At 64.7% G+C, this 18,132-nt stretch carries 18 protein-coding genes; 9 read left to right on the top strand and 9 right to left on the bottom strand.

The window, feature by feature from the left end:
* Positions 1-96 precede the first annotated feature (96 nt).
* The 7 genes from Atep_RS13240 to Atep_RS13210 all read right to left on the bottom strand — a co-directional run bounded on the left by Atep_RS13240 (position 97) and on the right by Atep_RS13210 (position 8,696).
* A complete protein-coding gene (locus Atep_RS13240; protein ID WP_213378943.1) occupies positions 97-3,582 on the bottom strand; it encodes a response regulator in 3,486 nt (1,161 codons plus the stop codon).
* On the bottom strand, positions 3,579-4,037 hold the full coding sequence (locus Atep_RS13235) for a response regulator (RefSeq protein WP_213378942.1): 459 nt from the start codon (positions 4,035-4,037) through the stop codon (positions 3,579-3,581). Before Atep_RS13235 ends, Atep_RS13240 begins: the two co-directional genes overlap by 4 nt.
* A 28-nt stretch (positions 4,038-4,065) precedes the next feature.
* Positions 4,066-5,511, bottom strand: coding sequence for a sensor histidine kinase (locus tag Atep_RS13230; RefSeq protein WP_213378941.1), 1,446 nt, complete (start codon positions 5,509-5,511; stop codon positions 4,066-4,068).
* A gap of 106 nt (positions 5,512-5,617) precedes the next feature.
* The gene (ilvB, locus tag Atep_RS13225) at positions 5,618-7,351 is read right to left on the bottom strand and encodes a biosynthetic-type acetolactate synthase large subunit (RefSeq protein ID WP_213378940.1); all 1,734 of its coding nucleotides are present in this window, start codon (positions 7,349-7,351) and stop codon (positions 5,618-5,620) included.
* 70 nt (positions 7,352-7,421) lie between these two features.
* A complete protein-coding gene (gene dsrE2, locus Atep_RS13220; RefSeq protein WP_213378939.1) occupies positions 7,422-7,901 on the bottom strand; it encodes a sulfur carrier protein DsrE2 in 480 nt (159 codons plus the stop codon).
* A 122-nt stretch (positions 7,902-8,023) separates the two neighbouring features.
* Positions 8,024-8,254, bottom strand: a complete 231-nt coding sequence (locus tag Atep_RS13215) for a sulfurtransferase TusA family protein (RefSeq protein WP_012971778.1) — start codon at positions 8,252-8,254, stop codon at positions 8,024-8,026.
* Positions 8,255-8,372: 118 nt separating this feature from the next.
* Positions 8,373-8,696 carry a rhd_2599 family sulfurtransferase gene (locus Atep_RS13210; RefSeq protein ID WP_213378938.1) on the bottom strand — a complete coding sequence of 108 codons (324 nt, stop codon included), beginning with the start codon at positions 8,694-8,696 and terminating at the stop codon, positions 8,373-8,375.
* Between the two features lie 95 nt (positions 8,697-8,791).
* Here Atep_RS13210 and cysG point away from each other — a divergent pair, with 95 nt between their 5' ends.
* Together cysG and Atep_RS13200 are read left to right on the top strand one after the other, a co-directional pair.
* A complete protein-coding gene (cysG, locus tag Atep_RS13205) occupies positions 8,792-10,213 on the top strand; it encodes a siroheme synthase CysG (RefSeq protein ID WP_213378937.1) in 1,422 nt (473 codons plus the stop codon).
* Between the two features lie 30 nt (positions 10,214-10,243).
* The gene (locus Atep_RS13200; RefSeq protein ID WP_213378936.1) at positions 10,244-10,813 is read left to right on the top strand and encodes a Uma2 family endonuclease; all 570 of its coding nucleotides are present in this window, start codon (positions 10,244-10,246) and stop codon (positions 10,811-10,813) included.
* Positions 10,814-11,136: 323 nt separating this feature from the next.
* On the opposite strand, the gene Atep_RS13195 is transcribed toward Atep_RS13200, so the two are convergent.
* Together Atep_RS13195 and Atep_RS13190 are read right to left on the bottom strand one after the other, a co-directional pair.
* Positions 11,137-11,520 carry a hypothetical protein gene (locus Atep_RS13195; RefSeq protein WP_213378935.1) on the bottom strand — a complete coding sequence of 128 codons (384 nt, stop codon included), beginning with the start codon at positions 11,518-11,520 and terminating at the stop codon, positions 11,137-11,139.
* A gap of 140 nt (positions 11,521-11,660) precedes the next feature.
* Entirely contained in the window at positions 11,661-11,882 is a 222-nt protein-coding gene (locus Atep_RS13190; protein ID WP_213378934.1) for a hypothetical protein, read from the bottom strand.
* Between the two features lie 139 nt (positions 11,883-12,021).
* Here Atep_RS13190 and Atep_RS13185 point away from each other — a divergent pair, with 139 nt between their 5' ends.
* From Atep_RS13185 to Atep_RS13155, 7 genes are all read left to right on the top strand, one after another.
* Positions 12,022-12,597: a TerD family protein gene (locus tag Atep_RS13185; RefSeq protein ID WP_213378933.1), complete on the top strand. Its 576-nt coding sequence runs from the start codon at positions 12,022-12,024 to the stop codon at positions 12,595-12,597.
* 79 nt (positions 12,598-12,676) lie between these two features.
* Positions 12,677-13,363 (top strand): TIGR00266 family protein, encoded by a 687-nt coding sequence (locus Atep_RS13180; protein WP_213378932.1) that lies wholly within the window; start codon positions 12,677-12,679, stop codon positions 13,361-13,363.
* A 105-nt stretch (positions 13,364-13,468) separates the two neighbouring features.
* Positions 13,469-14,065, top strand: a complete 597-nt coding sequence (locus Atep_RS13175; protein WP_213378931.1) for a TerD family protein — start codon at positions 13,469-13,471, stop codon at positions 14,063-14,065.
* A gap of 19 nt (positions 14,066-14,084) precedes the next feature.
* Positions 14,085-15,125, top strand: a complete 1,041-nt coding sequence (locus Atep_RS13170; RefSeq protein ID WP_213378930.1) for an ATP-grasp domain-containing protein — start codon at positions 14,085-14,087, stop codon at positions 15,123-15,125.
* Positions 15,122-16,288, top strand: a complete 1,167-nt coding sequence (locus Atep_RS13165) for a phosphoribosyltransferase domain-containing protein (protein ID WP_213378929.1) — start codon at positions 15,122-15,124, stop codon at positions 16,286-16,288. The genes Atep_RS13170 and Atep_RS13165 overlap by 4 nt, the downstream gene beginning before the upstream one ends.
* 41 nt (positions 16,289-16,329) lie before the next feature.
* Positions 16,330-16,905: a TerD family protein gene (locus Atep_RS13160; protein ID WP_213378928.1), complete on the top strand. Its 576-nt coding sequence runs from the start codon at positions 16,330-16,332 to the stop codon at positions 16,903-16,905.
* Positions 16,905-18,101, top strand: coding sequence for a TerD family protein (locus Atep_RS13155; protein WP_213378927.1), 1,197 nt, complete (start codon positions 16,905-16,907; stop codon positions 18,099-18,101). Before Atep_RS13160 ends, Atep_RS13155 begins: the two co-directional genes overlap by 1 nt.
* The last annotated feature ends 31 nt before the right edge of the window (positions 18,102-18,132 follow it).

Here is an 18,132-nt window from a genome sequence, read left to right as displayed (position 1 = left end):
GGTCGGCTTTTCGGCGAGCGCAACCGGGAATGCATTGATTGGTTCAATGTATCGGCCCGGAACCCCTGCCCTGACCATAGGACGGCAGACGGCTTTTCAGTCCGTGTTGGATTCGATCAGTGTGCGCAACGTCTCGCGGGCCGTCTGATAGTCGAAGTCCTTGATCTCGGCTTCCAGGCGTTCGACGCCCTCGCCGAGCGCGCGCCGCAGCAGCTCCCGATGGCGTGCATAGAGCTGATTGGCCTCGGTGTCGTCGGTGTCGAGCAGGGTGGCGAGCCGATCGAGGATGGCGGCGATCTCGGCGGTGTCGATGGCCCCCTCCTCGGCTGGTGCGGTGCCGGCGGTCTCGGTCGGGTCGCACATCCAGCGGCTCGCGCCGATCTCGGTGAGTAGCCCGTCGAGTGCGTCGGCGAGTTCCAGGCCCAGACGCGGCGCCTCGATGTCGAGTGCGCGTGCGCGCTTCTCGGTCTCTGTGGCCAGCGTATGCACGGACTTGGCGAACAGATTGCCCGCCGTGCCCTTGAGCCGATGGGCGATGAAGACCAGTCGGTCACGATTGCCCTGGTTGGCCGCCTCGCGCAGCAGATCCGCCTGACCCTGATTGGACTCCAGCACCGCGTGCAACAGACGCGGGATGAAGTCGGGGTTGTGCGCGTAACGCGATTCCAGCAGCTGCCAATCGATCCAGGCTGCGGATGGATCGCAGTCGGCCAGGCTGTCGTCCGTGCCGAGCCGTGCCGGCTCGGTCGAGACGGCCGGCGTGACGGTTTGCCGAGCGGATCGGGCACTGGTCGTGGGTCGGTGGCGAACGTGACGCACGATGGTCTCGACGAGCTGCTCGATGTCGACCGGCTTGGCGATGTGATCGACCATGCCGGCTTGCAGACAGAGATGACGCTCGGAGTTCAGGGCGTGGGCGGTCAGGCCGACGACCGGCAGCTCGGGGGCGAACTGATGGATGCGCTGTGTGGCCTCCAGACCGTCCATCACCGGCATCTGGATGTCCATGAGCACCAGATCGAAGGCGGTCGGTCCCTCGCGCTCGACGCAGTCGACCGCCTGGCGTCCGTCCTCGACCTGCGTCAGATCGCAGCCCTCGGCTCTCAGCATCTCCTCCAGCACCAGTCGGTTGGCCGGATTGTCCTCGGCGGTCAGCAGGCGGATCCCGCGCAGACGCGCGCCGGTCGCGGTCGGGGGCGGGCGCTCGGGGGTGAGCCGGCGCGGGCCGATGACGCCGCGCGGCTCGATCAGCGGCAGACGCACCTCGAAGCGCGTACCCTCGCCGAAGCGGCTCCAGGCACGGATCTCACCGCCCATCAGTTCGACCAGACGCTTGCTGATGGCCAGTCCCAGACCGCTGCCGCCGTAGCGGCGCGTGATCGAGCCGTCGGCCTGCTCGAAGGGCTGGAAGAGATTGGCCAGATAGTCCTCGCGCATCCCGATGCCGGTATCCTCGACGCTGAAGACGAGCCGGCCCTCCTCACGCCGGATGCCGAAGGTGACGGCGCCCCGATCGGTGAACTTGACGGCGTTGGAGAGCAGATTGACGAGCACCTGGGACAGACGCAGATCGTCGCCCATGAAGGTGGCCGGCAGATCCGGGGCTTCTTCGACGCTGAAACGCAGTCCCTTGTCCTTGGCCCGGGTGTTCAGGAGATCCATCGAGCGCTCGATGACCGCGCGCAGATCGACCTCGGCATCGTTGATGGCGAGCTTGCCGGTTTCGATCTTGGAGAAGTCGAGGATGTCGTTGATGATGCCTAGCAGCAACTGACCCGAGTCGAGGATGCGCCGGAAGAAGGCGCGGACCTTGTCCGGATCCGTCTCACGCACGCCGAGCTGGGCGAAGCCGAGCACGGCGTTGAGCGGGGTGCGGATCTCGTGGCTCATGTTGGCCAGGAACTCGCTCTTGAGCCGTGCCAGTCGCTCGGCCTCGGCGAGTGCGGCCTCGCGCGCGGCCTCGGCCTGCTTCTGGGTCGAGATGTCGATGAAGCTGACCACGGCGCCGACGATCTCGCCCTCGCGCCGGATGGGGTGCGAGGAATAGGACACGGGCATCGGCGTGCCGTCGGCGCGCCAGAAGACCTCATCGTCACCGCGCCGCACCTCGCCATGCAGCAGGGTGCTGTGCAGCGGGCAGTCTTCCCCCGCGTAGGGGCGGCCATCGGCGTGCTTGTAATGCACGAGATCGTGACTGGAGCGTCCCAGCATCTGCTCGGCGCTGTAACCCAGCATGGTACAGGCGGCCGGGTTGACGAAGGTGGTGCGCCCCTCGACGTCGACGCCATAGAGTCCGTCGGCGCTCGATTCCAGGATCAGCCGGCTGTGCTCCTCGGCCAGACGCAGTTCGCGGGTGCGGGTCTCGACCAGCTCCTCCAAATGCCGGCGATAGCGATTCAGCTCCGCCTCGCTGTGCTTGAGTGCGCTGATGTCGAGATGGGTGCCGGCCATACGCACGGGGCGCCGATCCGGCCCCCACTCGACGACCTTGCCGCGATTGAGGATCCAGACCCAGTGCCCGTCCTTGTGACGCAGCCGGAACTCGCATTCGTAGTAGGACGCCTCGCCCCGGAAATGGCTCTCGAGTCGCTGTTTGGCGAGCGCGAGATCCTCCGGATGGCAGAGGTCTTTCCAGGTCTGGATACTGGTCGGCTCCAGCTCCGCGAGGCGATACCCCAGCATTCCGGCCCAGCGCTCGTTGAATTGGGTCTCGCCGGTCCGGACCTTCCAGTCCCACGTGCCCAGATCCGACCCCTCCAGTGCCAGTTCCAGGCGCTCGCGGCTCTCCTCCAGGGCCAGATCCAGGTTGCGCCGCTCGGTCACGTCGTCGTAGACGGCGACCAGCTCGCCATGCGGCAGGCGATAGACGAAGTTCTCGCGCCAGCCCTGGATGCGCCGGTCGCGATAGAGCCGCGGCGGGATGTGCTCGGCGCGACCCGTGCGCCAGACCCGCTCGAACACGGCCAGAAAGCCGCACTCCGCCACGCCTGGGAAGACCTCGGTCAGTCGTCGGCCAAGCAGCTCATGGGCCTCGATACCCTCGATGTATTCCACGGCATGATTGAGATCGCGGATGATGAAGTCGCGCCCGTCCTCGATGGCCTCGTAGATGCAGACGCCGCTGCGCATGTGCTCGAAGAGCGCGCGGAAACGCGCCTCGCTCTCGCGCAGTTCCTGTTCGGCGCGATGCAGCGCCTGACCCTGGCGCGCGGCCGTCAGGGCGCGTGTGAGCGCGTCGGGCAGTCGGGTCAGACGGTCCTTGAGGATGTAGTCGCTGGCGCCGTTGTGCAGCAGCTCCACGGCGCTCTCCTCGCCGAGCGCACCCGTGACGAAGATGAAGGGACGCTCGGGCGCGCGCTCGCGCGTCAGACGCAGGGCCGTGAGTCCGTCGAAGCTCGGCAGCCCGAAATCGGCCAGGATCGCGTCGGGCCGAAAGTCGTCGAGCGCGGCGAGGAAGTCCTCGCGCGTCTCCACGCGACGCGACTCGAACACCAGCCCCGCACGGCGCAGGACACGCTCGTTGAGTTCGGCATCGGCCGGGTTGTCTTCCAGCAGCAGCAGGCGTAATGGACGGGCAGTCAAGTCGAACGGATCTCCGGCGGCACGCGGTTGACCAGCACCCAGTACATCCCCAATTCCGCGACGGTGCGGGCGAATTCGTCGAAGGCGACGGGCTTGGCCACGAAGCTGTTGACGCCCAGCTCATAGGTGGCGACCAGATCGCGTTCCTCGCGTGAGGAGGTCAGGACCACGACCGGCAACTCGTGGGTCTCGGGGTGGGCGCGGATCTCGCGCAACACCTCGATCCCATCGACCTTGGGCAGACGCAGATCCAGCAGCACGACGCGCGGCAGCGTGTTTGGACACTGGGTATAGTCGCCGCGATGGAAGAGGAAATCCAGCGCGGCGGCGCCGTCCTTGACCCATTCCAGACGATTGCCCAGATTGTGCTTGCGCAGTGCGCGCATGGCCAGTTCGGCATCGTCCGGATTGTCCTCGGCCAGCAGGATGTCCACCATCGAATCTTTCGTGACCATGTCGATCCTCCGCGTTCGCTACCGCTGTTCATGATTCGGGATCGATGGGGAGGCTGAAGGTGAAGACCGCACCACCATCGACGGCGCCGCTCGCCTCGACCTGTCCGTGGTGCTTTTGCGCGAAGCGTTTGACGATCGCCAAGCCCACCCCAGTGCCCTCGAACTCGTCCATGCCGTGCAGGCGCTGGAAGAGTGCGAACAGTTTGCCGGTGTAGGCCGGATCGAAGCCGGCGCCATTGTCCCTGACACTGTAGCGGATCAGGCCGGCGTCTGTCCGGGCTTCGACCCGGATCAGGGCCGGATCGCGGTCACGGGTGAACTTGAGGGCGTTGGCGAGCAGATTCTGCCAGATCTGGCGGATCGCGCGCGGGTCGCCCTGGCAGACCGGCAGATCCTCGCGCCGGAACCGGATCGCGCGTCCGGGTGCGGTCTCCAGGAGATCCGACCAGACCTCGTCGACCATCCGGTTCATGTCGATCGTCACCCATTCCATCGCCAGGCGTCCGGCGCGCGACAGGGCCAGGATGTCGTCGATGAGCCGCTCCATCTTCTGCGCGTTGGCGCTGACCACGCCGAACAGACGCTGGCCCTCGGCATCCAGGGTCGCGGCGTAGTCCTCGCGCAGGATGCCGATGAAGCCGTCGATGGCCCGTAGCGGCGCGCGCAGATCGTGCGAGACCGAATAGCTGAAATTCTCCAGATCCTGGACCGCCGCTTCCAGATCGCGGGCGCGTTCCTCGCGCGCCGCCTCGGACGCGGCCAGGCGCCGGACCATGGCGTTGAAATCGCGCGCGACCTGACCGAATTCGTCTTCTCCGGTCAGGTCGAGTTCCCTGGGCAGACCGTCGGGACCGAGTCCGCGCGTGCCCTGGGTGAGGGTGTGCAGCGCCGTGCCGATACGGTCGAGCATGGGATGGGTCAGCCACAGCACCAGGACGGCCGTCAGCGTGAGCAGCCAGAACTCGCGCTGCCAGAGCCGGTCGCTGTGCTCGACCAGGGCCGCGCGCGCAGTCTGATGGAGGGCGCGCAAGCGGGTGTCGAGCGCGTCGAGTTCGGTCATCAGGGCCTGCTCGACCTCGGTGATCTGAGGCACGGCGATCCACTTGAGCATGGGCACCGTCAGGCCGTCGAGCATCTCGTAATGGATGCGCGCCATGAGCAGACGCCGGTCCAACTCACGCACGGTTTGGCTCATCCCCGGTTCGTCGCGCCAGACCGCGAGATCCATCACGCCGAGATTGACGATCTCCAGCGCGTCATAGCCGTCGTAGCGGATCTCGTTGTCGCGCGTGGCCAGGATGCGCCGGCTCACGTCACGCACATCACGCAGCGCCTCGCGCATCTCATCGGTCTTGAGAGCCAGATGGCTCAGGGCATTGAGCCGATCCTGACCGCGATAGATGGTCACGCCGAAGACGATCGCCACCAGCAGCGGCAGCAGACCGATCAGCTTGAGTTTCGCCTTGATGCCCATGAGTCGCGTTCCTCGCCCAATGGCCTGGGGTTTTCCCTGACCTTAGCTTAGCGGGTGCTTGGACGCGACGATGGGACGTAGTTGGGATTTTCGGCGAAGGCGGGACTCAGGACTCGATCATCTGCTCCAGGCTGTGCCCAGGGCGGATCATCGGGATGACGTTCTCGGCCTTGTCGATCCAGACGTCGACCAGCACCGGCCCAGGTTCGGCGAGCACGGCGGCGATGTCCGCGTGCAGGGTCGCCGGATCGCGCAGACGCAACGTCTTGAGGCGCGGATAGACGTACTTGAGTCCGGTCAGGTTGGGGATCTGGCGCCGGCAGCTCTGATCGAGGTCGATGCAGTCCGGGTCGCATTCGGTCGTGCGCGCCAGACAGGTCTCGTAATGATGGCCGTCGTCCATCATGTCTTCCCACTGGCGCACCATGCCGAGGAAGCTGTTGTTGAGGACGAACATCTTGAGCGGAATCCGGTTGGCGACCACGGTTCCGAGTTCCTGGATGTTCATCTGGAAGCTGCCGTCGCCGTCGATCAGGACCACCGGATGCGTGGGGTCGCCGTACCAGGCGCCGACCGCCGCCGGCAGGCCGAAGCCCATGGTGCCGAGTCCGCCCGAGCTGATCCACTGGCGTGGACGGCGGAAGCGGTAGTACTGGGCCGACCACATCTGATGCTGGCCGACGCCCGTGACCAGGGTCGCCTCGCCGCCGGTGAGTTCGGAGATGACCTCGATGGCCGCCTGCGGCTTGATGTACTCGGACCGGCCGTAGGGCGGCATCATGCGCGGGCGCCATTCGCCGATGCGCGTCATCCACTCGGGATGGCGCGCCGAGCGGCCCGAGGCGAGCGCATGGGCCAGGAATTCGTCGAGCGTCGCGACCAGATTGAGATCGGTGGCGATGGTCTTGTCGATCTCGGACGGGTCGATGTCGACATGGGCGATGCGCTTGCCCGCGGCGAACCCGCGCACCGCGACCCGATCGTCGAAGCGCCCGCCGAGCGCGAGGATGAAATCGGCGTCGCGCAGGGCATAGTTGGCCGGGATGGTGCCGTGCATCCCCGGCATCCCGAGGTTGTAGACCAGCTCGAAGGGCAGGGCGCCGAGGGCGTTGAAGGTGGTCGTCACCGGCACGTCGAAGCGTTCGGCGAAGCGTTGCAGCGCCAGCGCCGCATTGGCGTGGATGACGCCGCCGCCGGCCTTGACCACCGGACGCTCGGCGCGGGCGAGCGCGTCCAGGATGGCATCGGCGCGCTTGGGGTCGAAGGCGACGGACTCGCGATGACGCACGCGCGGCACGTTGGCCGTCTCCAGCGCCGCGAGTTGCACGTCCTTGCAGATGTCGACCACGACCGGACCGGGACGTCCGTGCATGGCCAGGGCATGGGCCTCGCGCAGCACCCATTCCAGATCGGCCACGTCCTTGACCAGATAGTTGTGCTTGGAGATGGGGCGGGTGAGGCCGACCGTGTCCACTTCCTGGAAGGCGTCGGTACCGATGGCGCGGCTCGGTACCTGGCCGGTGATGAAGAGCGTGGGCAGCGAATCCTTGTAGGCGTCGGCGATCGGCGTGATCAGATTGGTCGCGCCCGGCCCCGAGGTCGCCAGCGCCACCCCGACTCGGCCGCCGGCGCGTGCATAGCCCTCGGCGGCATGTCCGGCGCCGCCTTCCTGCCGACAGAGCACGAAGCGCGGCACGGGCGTACCGGCGCGCAGACGCTTGTTGATCTCGACATGGATCGGGATGACCGCCCCGCCGGTGTGTCCGAAAATGGTCTCGACCCCGAGATCGTTGAGGACGTCGAGCAGGATGGCGGCGCCGGTGCGAGTGTCGTTGGGCATGTCGGGCAGGAGGACTTCGATCAGTGGACCGGAGCGACCGGGGTCGCTCCGGACGTGCGGTTCAGCGCGATCAGATATAGAGACAGATGTCGCTCTCGCCGGCGAACTCGAAGAAGGCCGCCGCGCCGGCGTACTCGATGCCGTCGATGAACTCGTCTTTCGGCATGTCGAAGAGGTCGACGGTCATCTGACAGGCGATCATCTTGACCTCGGCCTCCAGACAGAGCTCGCGCAGTTCCTCGATGCCGGCCACGCCCTTGCTCTTCATCTTCCGCTTCATCATGGCGGTCATCATGCCCTGCATACCGGGCAGCGCCAGACCCAGCACCGGGAACCACTTGTCCATGCCCATAGGCATGGGCATGCCGGGGTTGCCCAGTGGGGTGACTTCCAGGTTCGGCTTCTTCTTCAGGAGTTGCAGCCCGTAGAAGGTGAAGAAGACCTGCACCTCATAGCCCAGGGCGGCGGCCGTCGAGGCGAGGATGAAGGGCGGATAGGCCCAGTCGAGCGAGCCCTTGGTGGCGATGATCGCCAGTTTCTTTGGTTCCATCGAGTCCTCCACGCGGCGCCTGAGCAGGGTCGCGGATCATGTTGTCTTTAGGGATAGCGTCTGTCGTGCGGGTCGGGCGTTCGAACCTGATGCGGGCTTCAGGTTCGCGCCGTGCGGATCGATCAGGACTTCTTGATCAGGAAGTGGAACTTGCCGCCTTCTTCCTTGGATTCCATCAGCTCGTTGCCGGTCTGCTTGGCGAAGGCGTCGAAGTCCTTGACCGAGCCGGGGTCGGTGGCGATGACATGCAGTACCTGGCCGCTGGACATGGCGTTCAGGGTCTTCTTGGCGCGCAGGATCGGCAGCGGGCAGTTCAGACCGCTTGCGTCGAGTTCTTGATCGAAATCAGCCATCGGGAGCCTCCGTCAATACTTAAGTTTCAGTATTTCAGTAAAAACAAGGATTCGCGGTTATAGGCGAATCCAGCGTAAAAAACAAGGGAGCCGCCGGATCGGCGGGCGGGTGCTTGGGTCAGTCCTCGGGGGCGACGATCGGCAGGCCGTGACGCGCCCAGGCGATGATGCCGCCGCGCAGGTTGAGGACGCGGTTGTAGCCCTGCTGCATCAGGTAGGCGCAGGCCTGGTAGGAGCGTGCGCCGCTGCGGCAGTAGATGACCACGTCGCGATCCTTGGGGATCTCGCTGATCCGGATCGGGATCAGGTGCATCGGCAACAGCAGGGCGTCGGGGATCATGCCCTGGGCGATCTCAGCCGGGGTGCGGATGTCCACCAGCAACACATCTTCGGTATCCGTGAGCCGCCGGCTCAGAGACTCGGAATCGATCTCGTTGACCACACTATCGTCCTACCCTAAAACAAGGTATTTAAGTATATTAAGGATTTTTAAAGACCAACTCAATGGAGCCTCACGGCCCCGGACCTGAGAGAACCATGGATCTACTGCCCATCTTTCTTGATATGCAAGGCCGTCCCTGTCTCGTGGTCGGTGGCGGCGCTACGGCGGCGCGCAAGGTCTCCAATCTGCTGCGCGCGGGGACAGACGTGACTGTCGTGTCGCCTGATCTGTGCGACGCGCTGGCGCGCAAGGTCGAATCCGGCGCGTTGCGGCACGAGGCGCGCTGCTTCGTGCCTGAAGATATCGCCGGTCGGCGGCTCGTCATCGCCGCGACCGACGACCGTGCAGTCAATCGCCGGATCGCGCAACTCGCCAATGAGGCCGACATCCCGGTCAACGTGGTCGACGACCCGGATGCCTGTACCTTTGTGTTGCCCTCGATCGTCGACCGCTCGCCGGTGACGATTGCGGTGTCGAGCGGCAAAACATCACCTGTGCTTGCGCGCATGTTGCGCACACGGCTCGAAGCTTTGATTCCAGCCGGATATGGGCGGCTGGCAGAACTGAGCGGGCGTTATCGTGAGCGTGTTAAAGCACGGTTCAGCGAACAACGAGATCGACGCCGCTTCTGGGATCGAGTGCTGCAAGGAGCTGTTGCCGAGCGCATCCTGGCCGGCCAGTTCGAGGAGGCCGAAGCCGTGATCGAGAGCGAGCTTGCCCCAGACGCACTTGAGCGTGACATGGGCGAGGTCTACCTCGTCGGTGCCGGTCCCGGTGATCCCGATCTCATCAGCTTCCGTGCGCTGCGTTTGATGCAGCAGGCCGACGTCGTCGTTTATGACCGGCTGGTCGCTGCACCCATTCTCAATATGACGCGACGTGATGCGCGGCGTATCTATGTTGGAAAAGAGCGCAATCATCACGCCATGCGCCAAGAAGAGATCAACCGCCTGCTCGCCGACTTGGCTAAGGACGGGCATCGGGTTCTTCGGCTGAAGGGTGGCGATCCCTTTATTTTCGGTCGTGGCGGTGAGGAAATCGATACGCTGGCCGCCGAAGGCGTGCCCTTCCAGGTTATTCCTGGTATTACGGCAGCCTCGGGCTGTGCCGCTTATGCCGGTATTCCGCTGACGCATCGTGATTATGCGCAGTCTGTTACTTTCGTTACTGGTCATTTGAAAGACGGCTCGATCGATCTCAATTGGCCGGCGCTCGCCCAACCGCATCAGACCATCGTCTTCTACATGGGACTGGTGGGACTGCCGGTCATCGTCGAACGGCTGATGGCGCACGGCGTCCCCTCCGAGATGCCCATCGCCCTTGTCCAGCAGGGCACGACACATCTGCAACGCGTTTACACGGGGACGCTGGCGACGATTCGCGAACTCGTCGAAGCCGATCCGCCGTCGCCGCCTACACTCCTGATCGTCGGTGAGGTCGTCAAGTTACGCGATAAGCTGAACTGGTACAGTCCGCCGGATGAGCCTGTCCAGGGTGCAACGACGTCGATCGTTTGAAAGCGACAGTTGGCTATTGAGGATCAAGTCATGACGGCTTTGGCTGAGCAGTTGGGTTTCGACGCAGACGCCTATCTGGCCTGGGAGCTTGAGCAGGGTGACAAGCACGAATATCTAGGCGGTGAGGTTTTCGCCATGGTCGGTGCGCGCCAGGAGCATGTGCTCGTCACGGGGAACCTCTATGCCGCGATCAAACAGCGTCTGCGCGGCGGACCATGCCGTGCCTATGCCTCTGATATGAAGCTGCGCGTGACCGAAGCAGACGCCTTCTTCTATCCGGACGTCGTTGTCTCCTGTGATGCGCGCGATCATGTGGCTCCGTATTTCATTGAACACCCGACATTGATCATCGAGGTGCTTTCGTCGACTACGGAGGGCTTTGATCGCGGCGCCAAGTCAGCCGCCTATCGCACGATTTCTACTTTGCGTGAATATGCGCTTGTCGACATCGATGCTCGGCGTCTCGAAATCTATCGGCGTGCAGATGCCGATGACTGGCTGTTGCATGATTGCAAGCTACAGGAAAGCTGTTACTTCGCCTCTTTGGATCTGACGCTGGGTTTCGATGAAATCTTTGAGGATCTGCCTATGCGGCAGTGAACTTCAAGGTACCGATCTGCTGGACCGGGGTCGATTTTTGAGCTGCCTACTCGGCAGTGAACGTCACCCGCGCGCCGTGATGCGATCCCTCTACCTCGGACGTGGTGACAGAGCACAGGCTGTGATGCGGGTAGAAATGCCCTTCATCGAACGCCACCAGCGTCTCGCCCCGGATGTCGGCCAGGAGCAGCTTCGGCTGACCGACCAGACTCGGGTCGATGCGGTCGATAGTGCGATACCAGGCCGCCGGGTTGCGCCGGGCGATATGCCGCCCCGCGATCGCCGCCCGATGCCGTTCGAGATAGTCCGCCAGTCGCGGATGCTCATCCAGATTCGATCAGCCGACCATCCGGTCGGAACGGATTGATCACCCCCTGACCATGCCACCGGATCTCACCGTCCGCCAGATCCCGCGCCATGACCAGCGGCAGCTTGCACGAAGGCTCGACCGGCAGGCTCGGATAATCGTCGATGAAGACGCGATCACAACCGGTGGCCACCCCATGACTCACCTTGCAGCCGACCTCTTCCAGCGTCGGATAGCGCTGTTCGAGCCGACGGATCACATCCAGATGCTCCCCACCGTCGAGCAGCCAGGGTGCATCGCGTCGCGCGCCGCCGAGCCGAACCTCGGCGACCAGCGTCTCGTCGAGCAATTCGGCCCCCAGGGCCGTCACCAGATACGGCAGTTGCTCGACCAGACTCAAGACGCCCGGCTTGGCGAGGCGCGTCGTACCGGACGTGCCGGCCCGGAACTCGACCGACGGGCGCTCGATGAACGTGAGCGCCGCCTCGGCGAGGCCGTTCGACGCCAGGGCATCGAGACCTTCGAGGTCGATGAAGTGCGTCAGCGTGAACTCCAGCGCAACCTTCGCGCGCAGCGGGCCGCCGGATTTGTCAGCGGCCGGTCGGGCGTATAGCCGGCCAGATCCAGGAGGGTATTCACGACCTCGGGCGGCGTGGAGACGATGCCGCGTTCGGTGTCGTTCTGTCGTGCCAGCCGCGCCAGCGCACTCTTGATGGCCGGACAGCGGGCCGCGGGGCCAAGGACGTCTAGAAGCGGGCTCATCGAAAATAAGGCGATCGATCACTTGGACAGGATGAAGAAACATTAAGCCTATACCGCGCACGGGACGACTCGACTACACTAGCTCGAATCGCGTTCCACAGCGATCTCAATTCCATCAACACACCACAGGGAATCTCCAATGGCCATCAGTTTGCAAAAAGGCGGTAACGTCAGCCTGACCAAGACAGATCCGGGCCTGACCAATGTCCGGGTCGGACTGGGCTGGGACGCACGCTCCACCGACGGCGCGGCCTTCGATCTGGACGCGAGCGTGTTCCTGGTCGGTGACGACGGCAAGGTGCTGTCGGATGCCCATTTCGTCTTCTACAACCAGAAGACCTCGCCCGACGGCGCCGTGATCCATACCGGCGACAACCTCACGGGCGAAGGCGAGGGTGACGACGAAAGCGTTTCGATCAACCTGCCGGGCGTCGAGGCGGGCGTGAAGCGCATCGTCTTCGCCGTCACCATCCACGAGGCCGAGAGCCGCAAGCAGAACTTCGGCATGGTGCGCAACGCCTTCATGCGCGTGCTCAACAAAGACAGCAGCACCGAACTGGCCCGCTACGACCTCTCCGAGGACTACTCGACTGAGACGGCCATGATCTTCGGCGAGATCTACCGCAACGGCGAGGAATGGAAGTTCAAGGCCGTCGGCCAGGGCTTCGCCGGCGGACTGGGCGCGCTGGCCAAGGATCACGGCGTCAACATCTGATATCGATGTCGCCGGCCTCCAGGGATGGCGGATCGGGTCTTTGGAGGCCGGCGTTATTCTCTACCGGGAGGTGATTGCTATGCCGACCTTCACTGTCACCGGGGATGTCGATCCCTTTCTGCATGTCAATCTGCGCAAGGGCGAGCGGATCTTCTGCGAGTCCGACGCCATGGTCATGATGGAAGAGCCCCTCCAGGTCAAGGGCCGGATGCACGGCGGCTTCGGACGCGCGCTGCTGCGGCGTCTGGCCAATGACGAATCCTTCTTCCAGCAGGAGATCGAGGCCGTGAGCGGCGACGGCGACTGTCTGCTCTCGCCGGCCATGCCGGGCGGCGTCGCGATCCTGGACGTCACGCCCGAGTCGCCCTTCACGCTCTCGGACAGCAGCTTTCTGGCCGCCGAGTCCAGCGTGCAGATCAATCCGCGACTCAACACGGTCGGCGGCGGATTCTTCGGCGGCACCGGCGGTTTCGTGATCATGGAAGCGGTGGGACAGGGCAAGCTGGCCGTGTCGGGCTTCGGCTCGATCTTCACCCTGGATGTCACCCATGGACGCGACATCGTCATCGACAACAATCATGCGGTGGCCTGGTCGTCGAGTCTGGTCTACGAGGTCGGGATGCCGCGCACGGGCGGCGGTTTCTTCGGCTCGATCGTCAACTCCGCGACCTCGGGCGAGGGGTTGGTGATCCGGTTTCGCGGTCAGGGCAAGGTCGTCATCTGTTCACGCAACAAGACCATCTTCCGGCCTCAGCAGTCGCATTGAACCACTCGAACCACGCTCGCGATCGACACTCGATCGGGCGGTCGGTTTCGGTCGCGTCTTTCCCAACGGCTCGATGAAGAGCGATTCATAACGAGGAGTCATTCGATGGGCATCAGTCTTCAGAAAGGTCAAAAGATCTCGCTCGACAAGGAGGCCGGCGGCGGCCTGACCCGGATCGTCATGGGCTTGGGCTGGGATGCCGCGCAGTCCGGCAAGGGCGGTTTCCTGGGTGGACTCTTCGGCGGCGGCGGGGGGGAGAGCATCGATCTGGATGCCTCCTGTCTGCTGTTCGACGATTCGGGCCAACTGGTCGACACGGTCTGGTTCCGTCAGCTCGACAGCCGCGACGGCAGCATCCATCACACCGGCGACAACCGCACCGGCGAGGGCGCGGGCGACGACGAGCAGATCAAGGTCGATCTCGCGGCGGTTCCGGCCAACGTCAAGAGCCTGGTGTTCACCGTCAACAACTACACTGGTCAGGACTTCTCGAAGGTGGCCAACGCCTACTGCCGCATCCTCAACGGCGCCAACAACAGCGAGATCGCCCGCTATGATCTGAGCTGCCGGGGCGGTCACTCGGCCATGATCATGGCCAAGGTCTATCGTCACAACAACGAGTGGAAGATGCACGCCATCGGCGAGGTCGGTCAGGGCCGCACCTTCGAGCAGCTCCTGCCGCAGATCAAGGCGCATCTCTGAGGTCGTCGCCGGATCATATATGACCCGCGTCTGGTTCAACCGTACCTTCTCGAACGTCCGCGCCGTCCTCGACCTCATCCGTCGGGGCGACGCGGCGGGCGAGTTGCATCTGATCTGCACCCATCCCGAGCCGAGCTTTCCGGGCTTCGTGCCGGCGCACGAGCACGCCCTGGAGCCGGCCGGTCTGAGCGGCGCGGACTATGTCGACTTCTGTCTGGAGTTCTGCCGCGAGCGACGGATCGATGCGCTCTGGCCGGGCAAGGAGGCGCGTTTGCTGGCCGAGCAGCACGAACGTTTCGCCGCTATCGGTGTGCGGCTGCTGTCGGTGGCCGCGCCCGATGTGCTCGAACGTCTGCACGATAAGGCCAGCTTTGCCGTCGAAGCGAGCCGGTTCCACATCCCCACGCCCGAGACCCTCCCCTTTCGCACAGCGACTGAGTTCGAGTCGGCCTATGAGCGACTGCGCTTCACCCATGAGGTGCTGTGCATCAAGCCCGCCAAGGGCGTGAACGGTGACGGCTTTCGCGTCATCCGGGAAGGGCACGGCGGACTGGAGGGTCTGGCGCGTGACGGACTCTACAGCCTTCGGCGCGGCTGTCTGCGTCAGTTACTCGCGCGCAACCCGCCGGATGCGACCTGGCTGCTGATGGAGTATCTGGCGGGTGATGAATACAGCCTGGATGCCGTCGGCGACGGCCGGCGCCTGATCGCCCTGACCCAACGCTGCAAGGCGGCGGGCGGCGCCTATGGTCAGCGGATCGTCGCCCGGCCTGAGTTGACCCGGGCGGTGTCCGAACTGACCGAGCGCTTCGGCCTGAGCGGACTCTTCAACGTCCAGTTTCGCGAGGGACGCCATGGCCTGCGTCTGCTGGAGGTCAATCCGCGTTTTGCCGGCGGTATCGGCTACACGGGCGTGACCGGACTCAATCTGCCCTATCTGGCGCTCCGTGGTCTGATCCGGGGGTTCACCGAGCAGGACTATCAGGACGCTCCCCGGCCGGCTCCGGAAATGACGGTCCTGGAAGTTGCACAGTACGAACGCCACGGGGGCGCCGCGTGACCAAGCCGGATGTGACGGATCCGGCCGAGCGCACGGTCAGGCTGGACACGGGCCTACTGCGCGTGCGGGTGCGTGAATCGGCCTTCACGCTCGACGAACTGTGCGGATTCGCCGCGCGTCACAATCGCAAGCGCGGCTTTCTGTTCCTGAGCAAGGTGCTCGGCAAGCACTGGCCGGTCACGCCGACACGGATGCGCGAGATTCACACCCACCTGGCCGGCCGGCTCGACCTGGGCGCCGGTCCCTGTCTGTTCGTTGCCATGGCCGAGACCGCGACCGGGCTGGGGCAGGGCGTATTCGAGTCGCGGCTCGAACAGCGACCCGAGACCGAGGCGCTCTTCATCCACTCGACCCGCTATCGGATCGACGGACGCAGGGCGCTCGACTTCCAGGAGGCGCATTGTCACGCGCCCGATCAGTTGCTCTATGCCCCGATCCGGCCCGAGCACCGGGCGCGCTTCGAGTCGGCGCGCGAGCTGGTGCTGATCGACGACGAGATCAGCACCGGCAATACCCTGTGCAATCTGGTCGAATCCTATCGACGCCTCAATCCCGACATCGAGCGCGTCCACTTCGTCGCCATCACCCAGTTCGGCGGCGCCGATAGTGCGGCGCGTTTCTCAGCGCGTCTGGGGCTGCCGGTCGAGTGCGTGGCCGCACTGCATGGCGAGTTCGCCTTCGAGCCGGCCGCGTCCTGGTCCACCGACGAACCGCCGCCCGCCGTCGGCGACAATCGATGCGCACCCCACCAGCTCGCCGAGGATCTGGGACGGTTCGGTATCGAGCGCCCGATCCGAATCCCGCCCGAGGATCTCGATCGACTCGCCGAGGGGCTGAATCCGGGCGATCCGATCCTGGTGCTGGGCACGGGCGAATTCATGCATGTCGCCTTCCGGGTCGGGCTGGGGCTGGAAGCGCTGGGTTTCCGGGTCGCCGTCCAGGCCACCAGCCGCTCGCCGATCCTGCTCGGCGCCGATGTTGGGTCTCGGCGCGTCTTCGCGGATAATTACGACGAAGGAATCCCCAACTATCTCTACAATGTCGACCCCGAGGACTATGCGCGGATCATCGTCTGTCACGAAACGCCGCGCGCGGGACTCGACGACCTGTTGCAAAACTTGGGGCCGCATCATCGGTCCTATCGCGTTGCGTCTACCGAATAGGACGCGATCCGACCACTGACCACTCTGAAAGGAGCAAAGCCATGGCCATCAGTCTGAACAAGGGCGGCAACGTCAACCTGAGCAAGGAAGCGCCCAATCTGGAGAACGTGCTCGTGGGCCTGGGTTGGGACGCCCGCGCCACCGACGGGCAGGCCTTCGACCTGGATGCCAGCCTGTTCATGGTCAAGGAAGACGGCAAGGTGCCGGGAGATGCCTATTTCATCTTCTACAACCAGCCCAAGTCGCCCGAGGGCGCGATCGAGCACACCGGGGACAATCTCACCGGCTCGGGCGAGGGTGACGACGAGCAGGTGCTGGTCACGCTGTCCAAGGTGCCGGCCGAGATCCAGCGTCTGGTGGTGGTCGTCACCATCCACGACGCCGAGGCGCGCCGCCAGAACTTCGGTCAGGTCAGCAACGCCTTCGTGCGCATCGTCAACCGCGACAACAATCAGGAAATCGTGCGTTTCGATCTGTCCGAAGATTATTCGACCGAGACGGCCATGATCTTCGGCGAGATCTATCGCCACGGCGGCGACTGGAAGTTCCGTGCCGTCGGTCAGGGCTACTCCGGCGGTCTGCGCGCCCTAGCGCTGCAGCACGGAGTCAACGTCTGATGAACCTCACGCGCGGACAGCGTGCCAAGATCGCCGATCTGGTGCCGAACGGTCAGCGCTTCACGCTGGGCGTGTCGATCGACGCGCCCGGCCTGATCCTCGATTTCGCCTGCTTCGGGCTGGATGCCGGGGGCCGGCTCGCCGACGAGCGCTACATGATCTTCTTCAACCAGCCGACCTCGCCCTGCGGCGGGGTGGCGCTGTCGGTGCCTTCGGGCGACAAGGCCGGGTTTGCGGTCGATCTCGGGCGACTGCCGGCGAGTATCGAGCGTCTGACCGTCACGGCGGCGATCGACGGCGCGGGCACCATGTCGCGGATCGGTCGCGGGCATGTGCGCTTCATGGACGGCGCGAACGAGACCGGACGCTTCGAGTTCAGCGGCGCGGATTTCGCCGAGGAGCGGGCGCTCATGCTGCTGGAGATCTATCGCAAGGACGGCGTCTGGCGTACCTGTGCGCTCGGGCAGGGCTTCAACGGCGGACTGGCGGCGCTGGTCGCGCACTTCGGCGGCACCGTGGCGGTGGAGAGCCAGGCCTCGCCGCCGCCGCCCGAACCGCCCAAGCCCCAGCCGTCGCCGGTCAATCTCAGCAAGATCACGCTGGAGAAGCGCGGCAACTCGGTCTCGCTGCAGAAGCAGTCCAACGCCGCGCATGGCGAGATCCTGATCAATCTCAGATGGCGTTCGGTCTCCGGGGCCAAGAAGGGGTTCCTGAGCGGACTCATGGGGTCCAACCGCACGGATCTCGACGTCGGCTGTCTCTATGAGCTGGTCAATGGCGACAAGAGCGCGGTGCAGGCCCTGGGCAACACCTTCGGCAACTACTATGGTCCGCCCTATATCGCCCTGGATGCCGACGATCGCACCGGCGCCAGCGCCGAGGGCGAGAATCTGCGCATCAACGGTCAACACTGGGACGAGATCAAGCGCGTCCTGGTCTATGCCTTCATCTACGAGGGCGCGCCCAACTGGGCCGAGGCCGAGGCGCTCATCACGCTCAAGACGCCGGGCCAGCCCGAGATCGAGGTGCGACTCGACTCACACCGCAACGACCGGCCCATGTGCGCCGTCGCGCTGCTGGAGAACCAGGGCGGCGCGGTCAAGATCACCAAGCTGGTCGACTACCATCGCGGTCATCTGGACATGGATCAAGCCCATCATTGGGGGCTGGAGTGGGTCCGGGGCAGCAAGGATTGACATTTCGCAGACAGGCCGTAGAGCGAGGTTT

The organism is Allochromatium tepidum, from assembly GCF_018409545.1.
GTDB classification, from domain to species: domain Bacteria; phylum Pseudomonadota; class Gammaproteobacteria; order Chromatiales; family Chromatiaceae; genus Thermochromatium; species Thermochromatium tepidum_A.
This window is presented reverse-complemented; position numbering and strand designations above follow the sequence as displayed.

Excerpts from the sequence above, each read along its gene's own strand:
- Atep_RS13235 (WP_213378942.1), bottom strand. The coding sequence starts at position 4,037 with ATGGTCACGAAAGATTCGATGGTGGACATCCTGCTGGCCGAGGACAAT.
- Atep_RS13230 (WP_213378941.1), bottom strand. The coding sequence starts at position 5,511 with ATGGGCATCAAGGCGAAACTCAAGCTGATCGGTCTGCTGCCGCTGCTG.
- ilvB (WP_213378940.1), bottom strand. The coding sequence starts at position 7,351 with ATGCCCAACGACACTCGCACCGGCGCCGCCATCCTGCTCGACGTCCTC.
- dsrE2 (WP_213378939.1), bottom strand. The coding sequence starts at position 7,901 with ATGGAACCAAAGAAACTGGCGATCATCGCCACCAAGGGCTCGCTCGAC.
- Atep_RS13215 (WP_012971778.1), bottom strand. The coding sequence starts at position 8,254 with ATGGCTGATTTCGATCAAGAACTCGACGCAAGCGGTCTGAACTGCCCG.
- cysG (WP_213378937.1), top strand. The coding sequence starts at position 8,792 with ATGGATCTACTGCCCATCTTTCTTGATATGCAAGGCCGTCCCTGTCTC.
- Atep_RS13200 (WP_213378936.1), top strand. The coding sequence starts at position 10,244 with ATGACGGCTTTGGCTGAGCAGTTGGGTTTCGACGCAGACGCCTATCTG.
- Atep_RS13190 (WP_213378934.1), bottom strand. The coding sequence starts at position 11,882 with ATGAGCCCGCTTCTAGACGTCCTTGGCCCCGCGGCCCGCTGTCCGGCC.
- Atep_RS13185 (WP_213378933.1), top strand. The coding sequence starts at position 12,022 with ATGGCCATCAGTTTGCAAAAAGGCGGTAACGTCAGCCTGACCAAGACA.
- Atep_RS13180 (WP_213378932.1), top strand. The coding sequence starts at position 12,677 with ATGCCGACCTTCACTGTCACCGGGGATGTCGATCCCTTTCTGCATGTC.
- Atep_RS13175 (WP_213378931.1), top strand. The coding sequence starts at position 13,469 with ATGGGCATCAGTCTTCAGAAAGGTCAAAAGATCTCGCTCGACAAGGAG.
- Atep_RS13170 (WP_213378930.1), top strand. The coding sequence starts at position 14,085 with ATGACCCGCGTCTGGTTCAACCGTACCTTCTCGAACGTCCGCGCCGTC.
- Atep_RS13160 (WP_213378928.1), top strand. The coding sequence starts at position 16,330 with ATGGCCATCAGTCTGAACAAGGGCGGCAACGTCAACCTGAGCAAGGAA.
- Atep_RS13155 (WP_213378927.1), top strand. The coding sequence starts at position 16,905 with ATGAACCTCACGCGCGGACAGCGTGCCAAGATCGCCGATCTGGTGCCG.